This window comes from Pseudomonas sp. CLCA07 (assembly GCF_053615335.1).
Window position 1 is genome coordinate 6557826 of record NZ_CM132131.1, and the last position, 16156, is coordinate 6573981.

Sequence of the window (16156 nt, forward strand, 5' to 3'; positions counted from 1 at the left end):
TTGGCGCATTGCCCATTGAACTTCGCCACCCACGCTACCCTCTCGCGGTATTGCGCCAAGGACGAGTCATGACTTTACATCAGCCATTGCCCTTTTCTGCGGGTCAGTTATCTCGCACTCCTGCGCCTGTCGAACGCTGGATCGTGCCCGGCCTGCTGTTGGCGTTTGTTGTCTTCTACCTCCTGCCGCTGATGACACACGGGTTGTGGATCCCCGATGAAACCCGCTACGGCCAGATCAGCCAGGAAATGCTTCTGAGCGGTAACTGGGTCGCGCCGCACTTCATGGGCATTCGCTACTTCGAAAAGCCTATTGCCGGCTACTGGATGATCGCCATCGGTCAGGCGGTCTTTGGCGATAACCTGTTTGGTGTGCGTATTGCTTCTGCGCTGAGTACCGGGCTGAGTGTCTGGTTGACCTACCTGATCGCCCGCAGGCTTTGGAACGACCCGCGCAAAAGCGCTGCCTGCGCGTTGCTGTACATGAGTTTCGGGCTGATTGCCGGTCAGGCCGGTTACGCCAACCTAGATCCGCAATTCACCCTCTGGGTGAACCTGAGCCTGGTCGCGCTCTGGTTTGCCATCGACAGTCATACCCCTCGAAGCAAAGCAGGCGCCTGGGTGCTGCTGGGTTTTGCCTGTGGCATGGGTTTCATGACCAAAGGCTTTCTCGCCTGGTTGTTGCCGGTATTGATCGCCCTGCCCTACATGCTTTGGCAACGGCGCATGGGCGAGTTGGTGCGTTACGGTGCATTGGCCGTGCTGGTCGCAGCCGTGGTGTGCTTGCCGTGGGTACTCGCCATACAGCATCAGGAACCTGACTTCTGGAACTTTTTCTTCTGGAACGAACACATCCGCCGGTTCGCCGCCGATGATGCGCAGCATACGCGGCCATGGTGGTTCTATCTGCCGCTGCTGGTTGCTTCAAGCCTGCCGTGGGCTGCGTTGCTGCCGAGCACGTTCATCAAGGCCTGGAAGCAAAAACGCCAACCGGCCATTGCTTTCATGCTCTTTTGGCTGCTGTTGCCACTGGCCTTCTTCAGCTTGAGCAGTGGCAAACTGCCGACTTACATCATGCCGTGTCTGTTGCCGCTGGCCTTGCTGATGGGACACGCCGTGACCGGGCTGTTGGAGCAGAAACAAGTTCGTGCGATTCGCATCAACGGGGTGATCAACGTCATTCTGGGCACCACGGCGCTAATTGCCTTGCTCTACGTCCAAAGCAGCAAGGAAATCTACGAAAACACCGAGATGTTCAGCTTGTCACTGGTGTTCATTGTGTTATTCGGCTGGATCATCACCAACGCCTTGCAAGTCATGCAGCCACGGGTGTTTTGGACCATGCCGGCGATCGGTATCTGGATGTTGGTTGCGTTGGCGCCAGCCGCCATGCCCGCGCAAATCGTCAACAGCAAGATGCCGGATCAGTTTATCGCCGAACACCTTGATGCATTGGCGCAAACCTCCTCATTGCTCAGTAACGATCTGGGCGCGGCCTCGGCGTTGTCCTGGCGTTTGAAGCGACCGCAGGTTGACCTGTTCAATACCATCGGCGAGCTGAAATACGGCCTCGCTGACCCCGCCATGGACTCACGCAAAGTCACCAGGGACGGTATCGAAAACTGGATGACCGAGGCGCGTAAAAAAGGGGCGGTCGGTGTTGTCATGCGGGTGAACAGTGTCCAGGAAGTGCAGGAGGTCGAACTGTTGCCTATCGACGGCATACGCTATCAGCGTGGAAATCTGCACATCCTGATATTCCCGAAAACCGGCACTGACAGTGTTTCTGCCAAAGTACCGACTGAAAACCCGTGATGAAATTCTGGGCCAGTGACAAGGGCAGGCTAACGCTCCTGCTGGGCGTGACCGCATTGATTCTGTGGTGAACGGATGTTTCACTCCCGTGAAAACCAAAGCGTGGCGTTTATTCCACAGTCGTCCCCAACGCAGAATTGAATCGGATGGCCCAATTTCCAGACGCCCCCTGGATCACGGTACTATCCTTTCGCCACTATTCTGGTTTCAGCAACCGCCCGCAACATTGGGGGGCGGTTGCTCAAACCTTGGTACGCAGAACAAAATCCTGCTGGTGGACAAACCCGACGTTGTGCTCGAATGCCTGTCCTGATCGATAACTTCCATTAACATCAGATCCGTCGGGCAAGTAGCTGAGGGACTGCTAATCTGAATGAAAATGACATGTATTAACGGTTTCTTTGACGTTTTTTTCTCATTTTACGTTCTACATTCCCTGCGACTCAAAACATGCAAATGATTCGCATTGATTTGCTAGCGAATCGGCGTGCATGACTACTAAAAAGAACAGGAGCTGCCCCCCCTAATGACGCCCTCCATCCCTTCGTTCCTCAAAACAGCATTGCTGACCACTGCACTGCTGACCGCCGGACATGTCTATGCCGCTGATACCGACGGTATCGTGGTCTACAACGCCCAACACGAGAGCCTGACCAAGGCCTGGGTCGAGGGGTTCACCAAGGAAACCGGGATCAAAGTCACCCTGCGTAACGGCGACGACACCGAGATGGGCAATCAGATCGTGCAGGAAGGCGCCGCCTCCCCGGCCGACGTATTTCTGACCGAAAACTCCCCGGCCATGGTGCTGGTAGACAACGCGGGCCTGCTTGCACCCGTAGCGCCGACTACCCTGGAGCAAGTGGACGCGGCTTATCGCCCGGCGCATGGCAAATGGGTCGGGATCGCCGCACGCTCCACGGTGTTCGTCTATAACCCAAGCAAACTGCCTGAAGCCGATTTACCGAAATCGTTGATGGACCTGGTCGGGCCAAACTGGAAAGGCCGTTGGGGCGCATCGCCTGCCGGTGCTGACTTCCAGGCTATCGTTGCCGCGGTGCTTTTGCTGAAGGGCGAAGCAGCCACCCTTGAGTGGCTCAAAGGAATGAAAGCCAACTACACAGCCTACCGTGGCAACAGCTCGGTGCTCAAAGCGGTTAATGCCGGCCAGATCGACAGCGGTGTGATCTATCACTATTACAGCTACGGCGACCAAGCCAAGACCGGTGAAAACAGCAAAAACACCGCCCTGTACTACTTCAAACACAAAGACCCGGGCGCTTTTGTCAGCGTTTCCGGTGGCGGCGTTCTGGCCTCCAGCAAACACAAGGAAGACGCTCAGGCGCTGCTGAAGTGGATCACCAGCAAGGAAGGCCAGAAAGTCCTGGAAACCGGCAAATCGTTTGAATACGCCGTGGGCAAGAACGCACCCTCCAACCCCAAACTGGTGCCTTTGCAGCAGCTCGACGCGCCGATAGTCGATGCCTCAAAACTCGACAGTAAAAAAGCCGTGGAGCTGATGACTCAGGCGGGACTGCTCTAATTGATGCCTGAAACCTTGCCAGGAGGGGTCGCGCCAGCGATCCCCTCGAACTTGCGACGACGCTCACGGGGCGTCTTCGCGGGTCGCGGCGGCGCGTGGGTGATCGGTTTGTCCGTACTGATCTCGCTCCTGTCGTTGTTGCCGATTGCCTTCGTGATCGGCGTGTCGATCCAGACAGGCTGGACGGCCATTGTGCCGCTGGTCTTTCGACCTCGTGTCGCTGAATTACTGATCAACACCGTGTTGCTGGTGGTGATCACCATTCCGTTGTGCGTCATGCTCGGCCTGGCGCTGGCCTGGCTGACAGAGCGCACCAACCTGCCAGGTCGACGCTGGTGGTCACTGTTGGCGACGGCGCCACTGGCCGTGCCGGCCTTCGTTCACAGCTATGCGTGGGTGAGCCTGGTGCCATCGATTCACGGATTGCCTGCTGGCGTCCTGGTCTCGGTCATTGCCTACTTCCCGTTCCTGTACCTTCCGATTGCGGCCACTCTGCGCCGGCTTGACCCGGCTATTGAAGACGTTGGCGAATCAATGGGGCTCAAGCCGTGGGCGGTTTTTTTCCGTGTGGTACTGCCGCAACTGCGTCTGGCCATTTGCGGCGGAGCGTTGTTGGTGGGCCTGCATTTGCTGGCCGAATATGGCCTGTACGCGATGATCCGCTTCGACACCTTTACCACGGCGATCTTCGACCAGTTCAAATCCACCTTCAACGGTCCTGCCGCCAACATGCTGGCCAGCGTGTTGGCCCTGTGTTGCCTGGCGATGCTGACCGCAGAGTCTGCTGCTCGCGGCACGGCGCGTTACGCCAGGGTCGGGTCGGGAAGCGCTCGCGCGCAGAGGGTTGTGCGCCTGGGCTGGCAGGCAAAAATGCTCGGCCTGCTGCTGCAAGCCTTCACCTGCGCATTGGCGCTGGGTGTGCCGTTGATCACCCTGGGCAAGTGGCTGATCGCTGGCGGCACACAGGTCTGGCAACTGGACGAACTGATGCCGGCGCTGCAACAGACACTGCAGCTCGGCGCGGCAGGCGCAGTCCTGACCACCTGCGCCGCGATCCCGATTGCCTGGCTGTCGATTCGCTCTCCAGGCCGCTTGCAACGGGTGCTGGAAGGATGCAACTACATCACCAGCTCGTTGCCCGGGATTGTCGTCGCCCTGGCCCTGGTAACGTTCACCATCCATTTCGCCCGACCGATTTACCAGACCACGATCACCGTGCTGCTGGCGTATCTGCTGATGTTCTTGCCCCGTGCCCTGGTGAGTTTACGGGCGGGAATTGCCCAGGCACCGGTGGAACTGGAAAACATCGCACGCAGTCTCGGCCGCTCGCCGGGTCGGGCCTTGTGGCTGATTACTCTGCGCCTGGCCGCGCCGGGGGCGGCCGCCGGGGCGGCGCTGGTATTTCTGGCGATCACCAACGAGCTCACCGCCACCCTATTGCTCGCGCCCAATGGGACGCGCACCCTGGCCACCGGTTTCTGGGCCATGACCAGCGAAATCGACTATGCCGCTGCCGCCCCCTATGCCCTGTTGATGATCCTGCTGTCGCTTCCGTTGACCGGACTTCTTTATCACCAATCCAAACGAACGGCTGGCCGATGAACGCTCTTGAACTGCATGCCATATCCAAATCTTACGGCGACCAAAAGGCGCTGGAGAGCATCAACCTGTCGGTGCCCGCTGGCAGCCGGACGGTGATTGTCGGCCCGTCCGGCTCGGGTAAAACCACGTTGTTGCGGATGATCGCCGGCTTCGAATTCCCGGACTCCGGCCGTCTTTCACTCAATGGCCAGACGCTCGTCGACGCCACTCACGAGGTGCCGGCGCATCAGCGCCTGATTGGCTACGTCCCCCAGGACGGCGCCCTGTTCCCGCACATGACCGTGGCTGCCAATATCGGTTTCGGGCTTTCGGTCAAGGGCGGCGAAAAAAACCATCGTGTCGCTGAGCTGATGGACAGCGTGGCTCTGGATGCAAGCATGGCCCACCGTTGGCCCCATGAACTCTCCGGCGGCCAGCAACAGCGGGTGGCGCTGGCGCGGGCGTTAGCACAACAGCCGCGCCTGATGCTGCTGGACGAACCGTTTTCCGCCCTTGATACCGGCCTTCGAAGCGCCATGCGCAAAATGGTCGCCCGACTGCTGTCCGATGCGGGTGTCACCACCATCCTGGTCACCCATGATCAGAGCGAAGCCCTGTCGTTTGCCGATCAACTGGCGGTGATGCGCGGCGGCCGGCTCGTGCAGTCAGGCCATCCACTGGATCTGTACCGCTACCCCGACGACGAACAAACTGCGCTGTTTCTCGGGGATGCCGTGGTCATGCCCGCAAAAATCGAAGCTGGCTGGGCGCATTGCGACCTCGGCCGGATACCGGTGAACAACCACCGCAACAACCATTCGGCGCAGATCATGCTGCGCCCCGAGCAATTACAACTCGTCAGCATCCAGCCGAGCCCCACCGAAATGGCCGGGTGCCGCGCTGTAGTGACTGAGCGCGACTTCAGCGGCAACACCTGCACATTGACCGTGGAATTACAGGCACCCACTTGCGGCGAACAGTCCGGCCGGTCATTAACGGTACGCAGTTCGGGCATGTATGCACCCCCTGCCGGCAGCGCGGTCCACGTCTCGACCATTGGCCATGCCCACGTGCTCAGCGGGTCATAACGTTAAAGGTCAAAGCGGTCCACTGCGCGGCGCCGCTCATTGTCATCGCGCACATCGTAATTGGCGGTTGTCTGAATATTGCTGTGATGCGCCAGTTTCTGCGCGATCGACAAATCGTGCTCTTCAATGACGCGGGTAATGAACGAACGGCGAAAATCGTGCGGCATGATCTTCACCCCGACTTCGGCACCGCGCTGGCGCGCAATGTAATAGATCGCATGTTTGGTCACTCGCTCGCGGGTGATATGGCTGCCACGACGGATGCGGTTGAACAGAAACGGGTCGTCCACCTCGCCTTCCTTGAGCTGTGATCGACGAAACGCCAGCCAGGCCTCCAGTTTGGCCAAGGCCCAGGCCGGCGCGTACTTGATCAATTGCTTGTTGCCCTTGGCCGTGACCCGCAGGCTGCGCTCGGCAAAATCGACCTGTGACAGGTCCAGGTTCACCGACTCGGACTTGCGCATACCAGAACCGTACAAAATCCCGATGATTGCCGCGTCGCGCAATCCTTGTGGCCGTGGATCGGCGGCACACACCGCCATCAACTCCTGAATCAGCGTGCGCCGCAAGTTACGCCCCTGGGACAAACGGGTGCCGGCAATCCCTTTGACCGAGCGCATTTTCAGCAGATGATCCTGACTGATCAGGCTCATGCGCCACGCCTCATTCATCACCCCGCGTACTGCATTAACGTACAGCGAAGAGGTGTTGGGCGCGTAGCCGTCTTCGCGTAACGCTGCGACCAGCGCAATGACACTTTCTGGCTGAAGCTGATGCCAAGGGATTTCCTCGACATTCATGTCGTCGAAGCCCAAACGGTCCGCGGCATCCTGCAAAACATAACGCATGGTCAGCTGACTGGAAGGTGCGAGCCGGGCCAGGTACAAAGTCAACGGATTGGTCGTTGAAGCAACAGGATGGGTAACAGGTAAGTCAATCAAACGAAACGGCCTTGAGTAAAAACATTGCAGTAATACAACTAAGGATTGAAAACATCCCTCATGTAAAGCGAAGACTTCTGAAGGACTTTTCTTATAAAGCAGCGATGAGCGGCAAGAGTCTGAACAGCGCCTGTATAACCCTCGGATAAACGATTTGCCGACCGGTTTTTCATGTTCCTTTCACGAAATAGAGCTTACCCTCAATGAGCCGCGACGGTCCCTCACAAGCCTCCAACGTGCCGACCGGAACAGAAAAAGTCAATTGATGCGGTTTGTAACGTATTTTGTGTAACCGATTGAAGCAGCTTCTTTTTTATCGACTACGCTTGCCTTGGATCCAAAAAATCCGGTAACACTGAGTGTTCAATTCAAGCCCGAGGTACCCATGAGTCAGGCGTTTCTCCCCTTCTCCCGCCCCAGTATCGGCGATGAAGAAATTGCAGCGGTAGAGCAAGTATTGCGCTCCGGCTGGATCACCACCGGGCCAAAAAACCAGCAACTGGAAGAGCAGTTCGCCAACTATGTCGGGTGCCGGCACGCCGTTGCACTTTCTTCGGCCACCGGTGGTATGCATATTACGTTGCTGGCATTGGGCGTTGGCCCAGGCGACGAAGTCATTACCCCTTCGCAGACGTGGGTGTCCACGGCCAACATGATCTGCCTGCTGGGCGCCACCCCGGTGTTCGTCGACGTTGACCGCGACACACTGATGAGCGATCTGGCAAGCATCGAGGCAGCCATCACTCCGCGCACCAAAGCCATCATTCCAGTGCACTACGCCGGCGCCGCCTTCGACCTCGACCCGCTCTATGCGCTGGCCGACAAACACGGCATTGCTGTTATCGAAGACGCCGCCCACGCCGCCGGCACCTTGTACAAAGGTCGTCACGTCGGCTCCAAAGGCACGGCGATCTTCTCGTTCCACGCCATCAAAAACATGACCTGCGCCGAAGGCGCTATGTTCGTCAGCGACGATGAAGCACTGGCCAGCCGGGTGCGCATGCTCAAGTTTCACGGCCTCGGCGTCGACGCCTACGACCGCATGACCCACGGCCGCAAGCCTCAGGCGCAAGTGATGGAACCGGGTTTCAAATACAACCTGGCCGACATCAATGCCGCCATCGCCCTGGTGCAACTGGAGCGTCTGGACGACATCAACGCCAAACGCACCGAGTTGGCGCGAACGTACCTGCAACGCCTGGAAGGCTCTGCCGTGCAACCGTTGGCGGTGCCAACCTATCCGCAGCAACACGCCTGGCACCTGTTCATTCTGCGCATCGACGCCGAGCGCTGCGGCTTAGACCGTGAAGCCTTCATGAGGGGCTTGCAGGAACAGAACATCGGCACCGGCATCCACTTTATAGCCACGCACCTGCACACGTATTATCGTCAGCGTTTCCCGAACATTTACCTGCCCAACACCGAATGGAATTCGGCACGGCTGTGTTCGATTCCCTTGTTCCCGGACATGACCACCGATGATGTCAATCGTGTGGTCGATGCCATTGAAAACGTTATGGACAGATCTCAGTGAAACCTTACCCAATCCGTTGCGTATCGATCGTTATCCCGGTCTACAACGAACAAGACAGCCTACCGGAATTGCTTCGGCGTACCGAAGCGGCGTGCCAGCAGTTGCACCATGAATACGAAATCGTCCTGGTGGACGACGGCAGCCGCGACAATTCGGCGCAACTCCTCGAAGATGCCGCCAGTCGCGAGGGCAGCCCGGTGGTCGCGGTCATACTCAATCGCAACTATGGCCAACACGCGGCAATCATGGCCGGTTTCGAACACTGCAAAGGTGATGTCGTCATCACCCTCGATGCCGACCTGCAAAACCCGCCCGAAGAAATTTCGCGACTGGTTGCCCAGGCAGAACTCGGTTATGACGTGGTCGCCACGGTGCGCAATAACCGTCAGGACTCGGCCCTGCGTCGCTGGCCGTCGAAACTGATCAACCTCGCCGTTCAGCGCTCGACCGGCGTTGCCATGAGCGATTACGGCTGCATGTTGCGCGCTTACCGCCGGACCATCGTCGACGCGATGCTGGCCTGCCGTGAACGCAGCACCTTCATCCCGATCCTGGCCAACAGTTTTGCCCGGCACACCACCGAAATCCCGGTATTGCATGCCGAGCGTGAACACGGTGAATCCAAGTACAGCCCCATGCGCCTGGTCAACCTGATGTTCGACCTGATCACCTGCATGACCACCACGCCTTTGCGGCTGCTGAGCATCGTCGGTTTCGCCATGGCCGGTCTGGGCGTGCTGTTCGCGTTCGCGTTGATTATCTTGCGCCTGGTGTTCGGCGCTGAGTGGGCCGGCGACGGTTCGTTCGTGCTGTTCGCCGTGCTATTCGTCTTCACCGGAGGGCAATTCATCGGCATGGGTCTGTTGGGCGAGTACCTGGGGCGCATGTACAGCGACGTCCGCGCTCGCCCGCGCTTCTTTGTCGAAAAAGTTTTGCGTAGCCAACCCGCCGCGCCCGCTCCCGTTGTCACCGTTGACGGCCTTACTTCCACTTCTTCCGATCAGGTTCTCTCATGAGCGTAAAAGCTGTTGTCTTCGCCTACCACGATATTGGTTGTGCCGGTATCGAATCCCTGCTCGCGTCCGGCTTTGAAATTGCCGCCGTGTTTACGCATGCCGATGATCCGAAAGAAAACGCCTTTTACGGTTCCGTTGCGCAGTTGTGTGCCCAAAAAGGCATCCCGGTGCATGCTCCTGAAGATGCCAACCATCCGCTGTGGATCGAGCGCATCGCCAAACTCAACCCCGATTACCTGTTCTCGTTCTACTACCGCCACCTGTTGAGTGAACCGCTGCTGGCCACCGCCCGCAACGGCGCGTTCAACCTGCACGGCTCGTTGCTGCCACGCTACCGTGGCCGCGCGCCAGCCAATTGGGTGCTGGTGAACGGTGAAACCGAAACCGGCGTGACCCTGCACCGTATGGTCAAGCGTGCCGACGCCGGTGCGATCATCGCCCAGCAAGCGGTTGCCATCGAGCGTAGCGACACCGCGCTGTCCCTGCATGGCAAACTGCGCGTGGCCGCCTCCGACCTGTTGCGCGACACCCTGCCCGCCTTGCTGCAAGGCAAAGTCACCGAAACGGCTCAGGACGAATCCAAAGCCACGGTGTTTGGTCGCCGCACTGCGGCCGACGGCAAACTGCTCTGGAAGAAGCCAGCGGAAGAACTGTTCAACCTGGTCCGCGCCGTGACCCAGCCGTATCCGGGCGCGTTCTGCGATGTGGGCGAGCACAAGCTGATTGTCTGGAGCGCCGAAGTTGCCAAGGGCAATGAAGGCTTGGCACCAGGCCGAGTGATCAGCGTCGACCCACTGCGCATCGCTTGCGGCGAAGACTCGCTGGTGATCACCGCCGGTCAGCGTAACGACAACGGTCTGTACCTGAGCGGCCCGCAACTGGCCAACGAGTTGGGCCTGGTCGACGGTTCCGTCCTGCGCGGCGCCGAATCCGGGCGTAAGCCACGCCGCACCCGAGTACTGATCCTCGGCGTCAACGGCTTCATCGGCAATCACTTGTCCGAGCGCCTGCTGCGCGACGACCAGTATGAGGTTTACGGCCTGGACATCGGTTCGGACGCCATCGACCGCCTGCGCAGCCATCCGAACTTCCATTTCGTCGAAGGCGATATCAGCATTCACTCCGAGTGGATCGAGTATCACATCAAGAAGTGCGATGTGATCCTGCCGCTTGTGGCAATTGCCACGCCGATTGAATACACGCGCAACCCGCTGCGGGTATTCGAGCTGGATTTCGAAGAAAACCTGAAACTGGTTCGCTACTGCGTCAAATACAACAAGCGCGTGATCTTCCCGTCGACCTCGGAAGTCTATGGCATGTGCCAGGACCAGAACTTCGACGAAGACACCTCCAACCTCGTCGTCGGCCCGATCAACAAGCAACGCTGGATCTACTCGATCTCCAAGCAATTGCTCGACCGGGTCATCTGGGCCTACGGCCAGAAAGGCCTGAACTTCACCCTGTTCCGCCCTTTCAACTGGATGGGCCCACGCCTGGACCGTCTGGACTCGGCGCGTATCGGCAGCTCCCGGGCTATCACCCAGTTGATCCTGAACCTGGTGGAAGGCACACCGATTCGCCTGTTCGATGGCGGCGAGCAAAAGCGCTGCTTCACCGACATTGCTGACGGCGTAGAAGCCCTGGCGCGAATCATCGACAACGAAAATGACGCCTGCAACGGTCAGATCATCAACATCGGCAACCCGGAGAACGAAGCGAGCATTCGTCAGTTGGGCGAAGAACTGCTGCGTCAGTTCGAAGCTCACCCGCTGCGCGACAACTTCCCGCCGTTCGCCGGTTTCCGCGACGTAGAAAGCAAAGCGTTCTACGGCACCGGCTACCAGGACGTGTCCCACCGCAAACCAAGCATCGCCAACGCCAAGCGTCTGCTGGACTGGACGCCAACCGTGGAGATGAGCGAGACCATTGGCAACACGCTGGACTTCTTCTTGCGCGAGGCCATGCTTGAAATCGCGGACAAGCGCTAATGCAGGCAGGCCTTCGAATCGATGTCGACACCTACCGAGGCACCCGTGAGGGGGTGCCTCGGCTGCTGGAAATCCTCGACGAGGCGCAGGTCAAGGCGACGTTCTTCTTCAGCGTCGGGCCGGACAACATGGGGCGCCACTTGTGGCGCCTGATCCGCCCGCAATTCCTCTGGAAAATGCTGCGTTCCAATGCTGCCGGCCTGTACGGCTGGGACATTTTGCTGGCCGGCACCGCCTGGCCGGGCAAACCCATCGGCCGGGATCTGGGGCATTTGATGCGCCAGGCTCAGGCCGCGGGGCATGAAGTCGGTCTGCACGCCTGGGATCACCATGGTTGGCAGGCCAACGCCGGACGCTGGAGCGACGCACAGCTGATCGAGCAGATCCGCCAGGGCGTCGACACGCTCAGCGACATCCTCGGGCAAAAGGTCGACTGTTCGGCCGCTGCCGGTTGGCGCGCGGACGAACGTGTGATCGAAGCCAAAGAAGCGTTCGGCTTCCGCTACAACAGCGATTGCCGTGGGCGGAGCCTGTTTCAACCGACTCTGGCAGGCGGTGGTTTAGGTGCACCACAAATACCGGTGGATCTGCCGACCTTCGATGAGGTGGTCGGCCCAACTGTCGCAGCCCAGGACTTCAACGCGTTCATTCTTGAGCGCTTTTCCCCCGAAAAACTCAACGTCTACACCATTCATGCTGAAGTAGAAGGGATTCTGATGGCCAACGATTTCCGTCAGCTGCTGGCCGATGCACGCCAGCGTGACATTCATTTCCAGCCCTTGGGCGATCTGCTGCCCGACGCCCCCAACACCTTGCCCTCAGGACGTGTCGTACGCGGCGCGCTTGAAGGCCGCGAAGGCTGGTTGGGAGTGCAAGGAGCATGAGCAAACGCTGGGCACTACCCCTCCTGCTGGTCCTGTTCGTCCTCGCCTATCTGCTGCCGCTGGGCACCCATGGTTTATGGATTCCGGACGAAACCCGCTACGCCCAAATCAGTCAGCACATGCTCCTGAGCGGCAACTGGGTGTCGCCGCACTTCATGAGCGTGCGTTACTTTGAAAAACCGGCGGCAGGTTACTGGATGATCGCTGCAAGCCAGGCCGTGTTCGGTCAGAACTTGTTTGGCGTGCGGTTTGCCTCGGCCCTGAGCCTGGGCCTGAGCGTATTGCTGTGCTTCCTGATCGCCCGCCGGTTGTGGAACGACCCGCGCAAGAGTTTTGCCTGCGCGCTGCTCTACATGAGTTTCAGCGTCATCGCCGCACAGGCCGGTTATGCCAACCTTGATCCGCAGTTCACCTTTTGGGTCAACCTGAGTCTGGTGGCTTTATGGTTCGCGCTGGACAGCGCCGGCCGCGGCCAGAAGCTCATCAGTTGGGCGGTGCTGGGACTCGCCTGCGGCATGGGTTTCCTGACCAAGGGGTTTCTTGCCTGGTTGCTGCCGGTGCTGGTGGCCCTGCCCTATATGGTCTGGCAAAAACGCTGGAAAGAACTGCTGATCTTCGGCCCGGTGGCAGTTGTCGTGGCCATCGCGGTGTGCCTGCCTTGGGCGTGGGCGGTTCACTCGCAAGAGCCCGATTACTGGCGATTCTTCTTCTGGCACGAGCACATTCGCCGCTTTGCCGGTGACGACGCACAGCATGACGAGCCGTGGTGGTACTACCTGCCGCTGCTGGTCGCCTTCAGTATGCCGTGGGTGGCGTTGTTGCCGTCGGCACTGAAACAAGCCTGGCAAACCCGACGCCAGGCCAACATCGGTTTCCTCTTGCTGTGGCTGGTCATGCCGCTGGTGTTTTTCAGTATCAGCAAAGGCAAATTGCCGAGTTACATCCTGCCGTGCCTGCTGCCCCTGGCCTTGTTGCTGGGGAACGCGCTGGCTGACCGACTGAAGCTGGAACAGGGCCGGGTGCTGGGCATCAACGGATTGCTGAACCTTGTACTGGGTCTGGTTGTCCTGATTGCCCTGGTCTACCTGCAACTGAAAAAGCCGCTGTACGACCATGAACTGCACAACCTGGTGCTGGTGTTCATTGGCTTGATCGGCTGGATCATGGCCAACCTGCTGCAAGCCTTCAGACCACTGCAATGCTGGGCCGCACCGGCGTTCGGCAGTTTGCTGCTGGTCAGTTTGATCCCGGCCGGGCTGCCCAATTCAGTGGTCGCCAACAAGACGCCCGACCAATTCATCCTCCATCACATGGATGAGTTGTCGCAAACCGGCAAGCTGTTGAGCAACGATCTCGGCGCCGCGTCGGCGCTGGCCTGGCGCATGAAGCACCCGGATGTGTTCCTTTACAGCTCGGTAGGCGAATTGAAATACGGTCTTGCCTATCCTGATTCGGCACAGCAGCTAGTCACCGTCGGGCAGGTTGAGCTGTGGATGCAAAACGCCCGCCGCAACGGCTCCGTCGGTGTGGTCATGCGGGTCAAGGGTGAGCAAGAGTTGCAGGAACTCGAACGGTTGCCCAAGGACGGTAAACGCTATGAACAGGGCAATCTGGTGATTCTGATTTTCCCTCAGGTGGCGCCATGAGCCTGGTACTGGTTCTGGTCGCGTGTCTGTTGACGTGCCTGGGTCAGATCGCTCAGAAATTCGCCGTAGAGAGCTGGCGCGGCCAGACTTCGGGATGGTCCGAAAAACTGTGCTCGCCCTGGCTGTGGCTGGCGCTTGCCGCGCTGGGATCGGGTTTGCTGGTCTGGCTGCTGGTCTTGCAGCGACTTGAAGTCGGCATTGCCTACCCGATGCTGAGTCTGAATTTTGTGCTGGTCACACTGGTCGCCCGTTTTGTCTTCCATGAAACGATCGACCGCCAACACTGGTTGGGTGTGGCACTGGTGATCGGTGGCGTGGTTCTGCTGGGGCAACACGCATGAGCCTGCGTCGCGGAATTACCTTCGCCATGGGCAGTGTGCTGCTGGTCAGCGCCGCACAGTTGGGCATGCGCTGGAGCATGACTCGCCTGCCTTCACCCGACCACTGGTTAGCGGCCAGGATCGATCCGGTCGCGGTGGTGATCGTGCTGAGCGCAATTGTGGCCTACGCCCTTTCAATGCTCTGCTGGCTGGCCGCCCTTCGCGACCTGCCGCTGGGGCGGGCCTATTCGCTGCTGAGCATCAGCTACGCGCTGGTGTACCTGCTGGCCGCCAGCCTGCCGCTGTTTAACGAATCATTCAGCCTTTCAAAAACCGCCGGAGTGGCGTTGGTCATGCTCGGGGTCATCATCATCAACTCTCGTTCAGTTCGCGAGACCGAACTCAGGGATGCGTCATGAAAATCAGTGTATTTGGTAGCGGTTATGTGGGCCTGGTCCAGGCAGCCGTCCTGGCTGAAGTCGGTCACGATGTGATCTGCATGGACATTGACGAGAAGAAAGTCGAATTGCTGCAACAAGGCCACGTGAGCATTTTCGAGCCGGGGCTCGCAAGCCTGGTGCGCGACAGCCTGGAAGCCAAGCGGCTGCAATTCACCACCGACGAGAAACTGGCCGTGCAGCATGGCCAGGTGCTGTTTATTGCGGTGGGCACGCCGTCCCGGGATGATGGCTCGGCAGATTTGAGCTACGTGATGTCGGTCGGCGACGCCGTGGCGCGACATCGTGAACAGCCGGTGATTCTGGCGGAGAAGTCCACGGTACCGGTGGGCACCGGCGATGCGTTGCGCGCGCATATCGACAATTGCCTGGTCAAAGTCGGCCGCGTGCTGCAGTTCGATATCGTCTCCAACCCCGAGTTTCTGAAAGAAGGCTCGGCTGTCGCCGATTGCCGACGCCCGGACCGGATCATCATTGGCTGTGAACGTGACGAAGTCCGTGAAGTGATGCGCGACCTCTATGCACCGTTCAACCGCAACCACGACCGCGTCATGTTCATGGACCTGCGCAGCGCCGAGCTGACCAAGTACGCCGCCAATTGCATGCTGGCCACCAAGATCAGCTTCATCAACCAGATTGCCGAACTGGCCGAGCACCTGGGCGCCGACATCGAATCGGTACGCCTGGGCATCGGCGCCGACTCCCGTATCGGTTACCACTTCATCTACCCCGGCTGCGGTTATGGCGGCTCGTGTTTCCCCAAAGACATGCGCGCCCTGATTCACAGCGCCCAGGAAGCGCACTGCTCCAGCGACCTGCTGCAAGCAGTGGAAGCAATCAACGAGCGCCAGAAACACAAGCTGTTCGAACGGATCAACGCGTTCTACCGTGGCGACCTGCGCGGCAAGACCTTTGCCGTCTGGGGCCTGGCGTTCAAGCCCAACACCGATGACATGCGCGATGCACCGAGCCGGGTCCTGCTGGAGTCGCTGTGGGCTGCCGGTGCCAACGTGCGAGCGTACGATCCGGAAGCCATGCAGGAAACCCAGCGGCTGTACCCTGACGAGTCGAAACTGATGCTGATGGGCACACCGGAATCCGTCCTGTCGGGCGCCGACGCCTTGATCGTCTGCACCGAGTGGCAGCAGTTCAAGGCGCCGGATTTCGACCTGATCCAGCAGCGTCTGAACGCGCCGGTGATTTTCGACGGGCGTAATCTGTACGACGCCGAACGTCTGGAACACTTTGGCTTCAAGTACTTCCCGATGGGCCGTGGCGAGTCGCGCAACCTGCCGATTCCACATCAGCAATGGCCCGCTGATTCGGTCGTCGCTTGATCCCATCAT

General features: G+C 59.3%; 13 protein-coding genes. 12 read left to right on the top strand and 1 reads right to left on the bottom strand.

Features of this window, described 5'->3' with window-relative positions; genetic code table 11:
- Window positions 1-68: 68 nt before the first annotated feature.
- The 4 genes from arnT (ACWGZX_RS30030) to ACWGZX_RS30045 all read left to right on the top strand — a co-directional run bounded on the left by arnT (ACWGZX_RS30030) (window position 69) and on the right by ACWGZX_RS30045 (window position 6023).
- A complete protein-coding gene (gene arnT / locus ACWGZX_RS30030; protein ID WP_452626648.1) occupies window positions 69-1814 on the top strand; it encodes a lipid IV(A) 4-amino-4-deoxy-L-arabinosyltransferase in 1746 nt (581 codons plus the stop codon).
- Window positions 1815-2340: 526 nt separating this feature from the next.
- Window positions 2341-3354 (top strand): iron ABC transporter substrate-binding protein, encoded by a 1014-nt coding sequence (locus ACWGZX_RS30035; RefSeq protein WP_452626649.1) that lies wholly within the window; start codon window positions 2341-2343, stop codon window positions 3352-3354.
- Window positions 3355-3357: 3 nt separating this feature from the next.
- A complete protein-coding gene (locus ACWGZX_RS30040) occupies window positions 3358-4956 on the top strand; it encodes an ABC transporter permease (RefSeq protein ID WP_452626650.1) in 1599 nt (532 codons plus the stop codon).
- On the top strand, window positions 4953-6023 hold the full coding sequence (locus ACWGZX_RS30045) for an ABC transporter ATP-binding protein (RefSeq protein ID WP_452626651.1): 1071 nt from the start codon (window positions 4953-4955) through the stop codon (window positions 6021-6023). The genes ACWGZX_RS30040 and ACWGZX_RS30045 overlap by 4 nt, the downstream gene beginning before the upstream one ends.
- A gap of 2 nt (window positions 6024-6025) precedes the next feature.
- Here ACWGZX_RS30045 and ACWGZX_RS30050 read toward each other — a convergent pair whose 3' ends face one another.
- Window positions 6026-6871 (bottom strand): site-specific integrase, encoded by an 846-nt coding sequence (locus tag ACWGZX_RS30050; RefSeq protein WP_452629087.1) that lies wholly within the window; start codon window positions 6869-6871, stop codon window positions 6026-6028.
- A 478-nt stretch (window positions 6872-7349) separates the two neighbouring features.
- Between ACWGZX_RS30050 and arnB the strand changes: the two genes are divergently transcribed.
- The 8 genes from arnB to ACWGZX_RS30090 are packed head-to-tail and all read left to right on the top strand — an operon-like array spanning window position 7350 to window position 16147.
- Window positions 7350-8498, top strand: a complete 1149-nt coding sequence (gene arnB / locus ACWGZX_RS30055; RefSeq protein ID WP_452626652.1) for a UDP-4-amino-4-deoxy-L-arabinose aminotransferase — start codon at window positions 7350-7352, stop codon at window positions 8496-8498.
- Window positions 8495-9514: an undecaprenyl-phosphate 4-deoxy-4-formamido-L-arabinose transferase gene (gene arnC, locus ACWGZX_RS30060; protein WP_452626653.1), complete on the top strand. Its 1020-nt coding sequence runs from the start codon at window positions 8495-8497 to the stop codon at window positions 9512-9514. Before arnB ends, arnC begins: the two co-directional genes overlap by 4 nt.
- Entirely contained in the window at window positions 9511-11502 is a 1992-nt protein-coding gene (gene arnA, locus ACWGZX_RS30065) for a bifunctional UDP-4-amino-4-deoxy-L-arabinose formyltransferase/UDP-glucuronic acid oxidase ArnA (protein WP_452626654.1), read from the top strand. The genes arnC and arnA overlap by 4 nt, the downstream gene beginning before the upstream one ends.
- Window positions 11502-12386 (top strand): 4-deoxy-4-formamido-L-arabinose-phosphoundecaprenol deformylase, encoded by an 885-nt coding sequence (gene arnD, locus ACWGZX_RS30070; RefSeq protein ID WP_452626655.1) that lies wholly within the window; start codon window positions 11502-11504, stop codon window positions 12384-12386. The genes arnA and arnD overlap by 1 nt, the downstream gene beginning before the upstream one ends.
- Complete coding sequence (gene arnT, locus ACWGZX_RS30075) at window positions 12383-14032, top strand: lipid IV(A) 4-amino-4-deoxy-L-arabinosyltransferase (protein WP_452626656.1); 1650 nt, start codon at window positions 12383-12385, stop codon at window positions 14030-14032. The genes arnD and arnT (ACWGZX_RS30075) overlap by 4 nt, the downstream gene beginning before the upstream one ends.
- Window positions 14029-14373, top strand: a complete 345-nt coding sequence (arnE, locus tag ACWGZX_RS30080) for a 4-amino-4-deoxy-L-arabinose-phosphoundecaprenol flippase subunit ArnE (protein WP_452626657.1) — start codon at window positions 14029-14031, stop codon at window positions 14371-14373. Before arnT (ACWGZX_RS30075) ends, arnE begins: the two co-directional genes overlap by 4 nt.
- Window positions 14370-14771: a 4-amino-4-deoxy-L-arabinose-phosphoundecaprenol flippase subunit ArnF gene (gene arnF / locus ACWGZX_RS30085; protein ID WP_452626658.1), complete on the top strand. Its 402-nt coding sequence runs from the start codon at window positions 14370-14372 to the stop codon at window positions 14769-14771. The genes arnE and arnF overlap by 4 nt, the downstream gene beginning before the upstream one ends.
- Entirely contained in the window at window positions 14768-16147 is a 1380-nt protein-coding gene (locus ACWGZX_RS30090) for a UDP-glucose dehydrogenase family protein (RefSeq protein WP_452626659.1), read from the top strand. The genes arnF and ACWGZX_RS30090 overlap by 4 nt, the downstream gene beginning before the upstream one ends.
- The last annotated feature ends 9 nt before the right edge of the window (window positions 16148-16156 follow it).

Excerpts from the sequence above, each read along its gene's own strand:
- arnT (WP_452626648.1), top strand. The coding sequence starts at position 69 with ATGACTTTACATCAGCCATTGCCCTTTTCTGCGGGTCAGTTATCTCGC.
- ACWGZX_RS30035 (WP_452626649.1), top strand. The coding sequence starts at position 2,341 with ATGACGCCCTCCATCCCTTCGTTCCTCAAAACAGCATTGCTGACCACT.
- ACWGZX_RS30040 (WP_452626650.1), top strand. The coding sequence starts at position 3,358 with ATGCCTGAAACCTTGCCAGGAGGGGTCGCGCCAGCGATCCCCTCGAAC.
- ACWGZX_RS30045 (WP_452626651.1), top strand. The coding sequence starts at position 4,953 with ATGAACGCTCTTGAACTGCATGCCATATCCAAATCTTACGGCGACCAA.
- ACWGZX_RS30050 (WP_452629087.1), bottom strand. The coding sequence starts at position 6,871 with ATGCGTTATGTTTTGCAGGATGCCGCGGACCGTTTGGGCTTCGACGAC.
- arnB (WP_452626652.1), top strand. The coding sequence starts at position 7,350 with ATGAGTCAGGCGTTTCTCCCCTTCTCCCGCCCCAGTATCGGCGATGAA.
- arnA (WP_452626654.1), top strand. The coding sequence starts at position 9,511 with ATGAGCGTAAAAGCTGTTGTCTTCGCCTACCACGATATTGGTTGTGCC.
- arnD (WP_452626655.1), top strand. The coding sequence starts at position 11,502 with ATGCAGGCAGGCCTTCGAATCGATGTCGACACCTACCGAGGCACCCGT.
- arnT (WP_452626656.1), top strand. The coding sequence starts at position 12,383 with ATGAGCAAACGCTGGGCACTACCCCTCCTGCTGGTCCTGTTCGTCCTC.
- arnE (WP_452626657.1), top strand. The coding sequence starts at position 14,029 with ATGAGCCTGGTACTGGTTCTGGTCGCGTGTCTGTTGACGTGCCTGGGT.
- arnF (WP_452626658.1), top strand. The coding sequence starts at position 14,370 with ATGAGCCTGCGTCGCGGAATTACCTTCGCCATGGGCAGTGTGCTGCTG.
- ACWGZX_RS30090 (WP_452626659.1), top strand. The coding sequence starts at position 14,768 with ATGAAAATCAGTGTATTTGGTAGCGGTTATGTGGGCCTGGTCCAGGCA.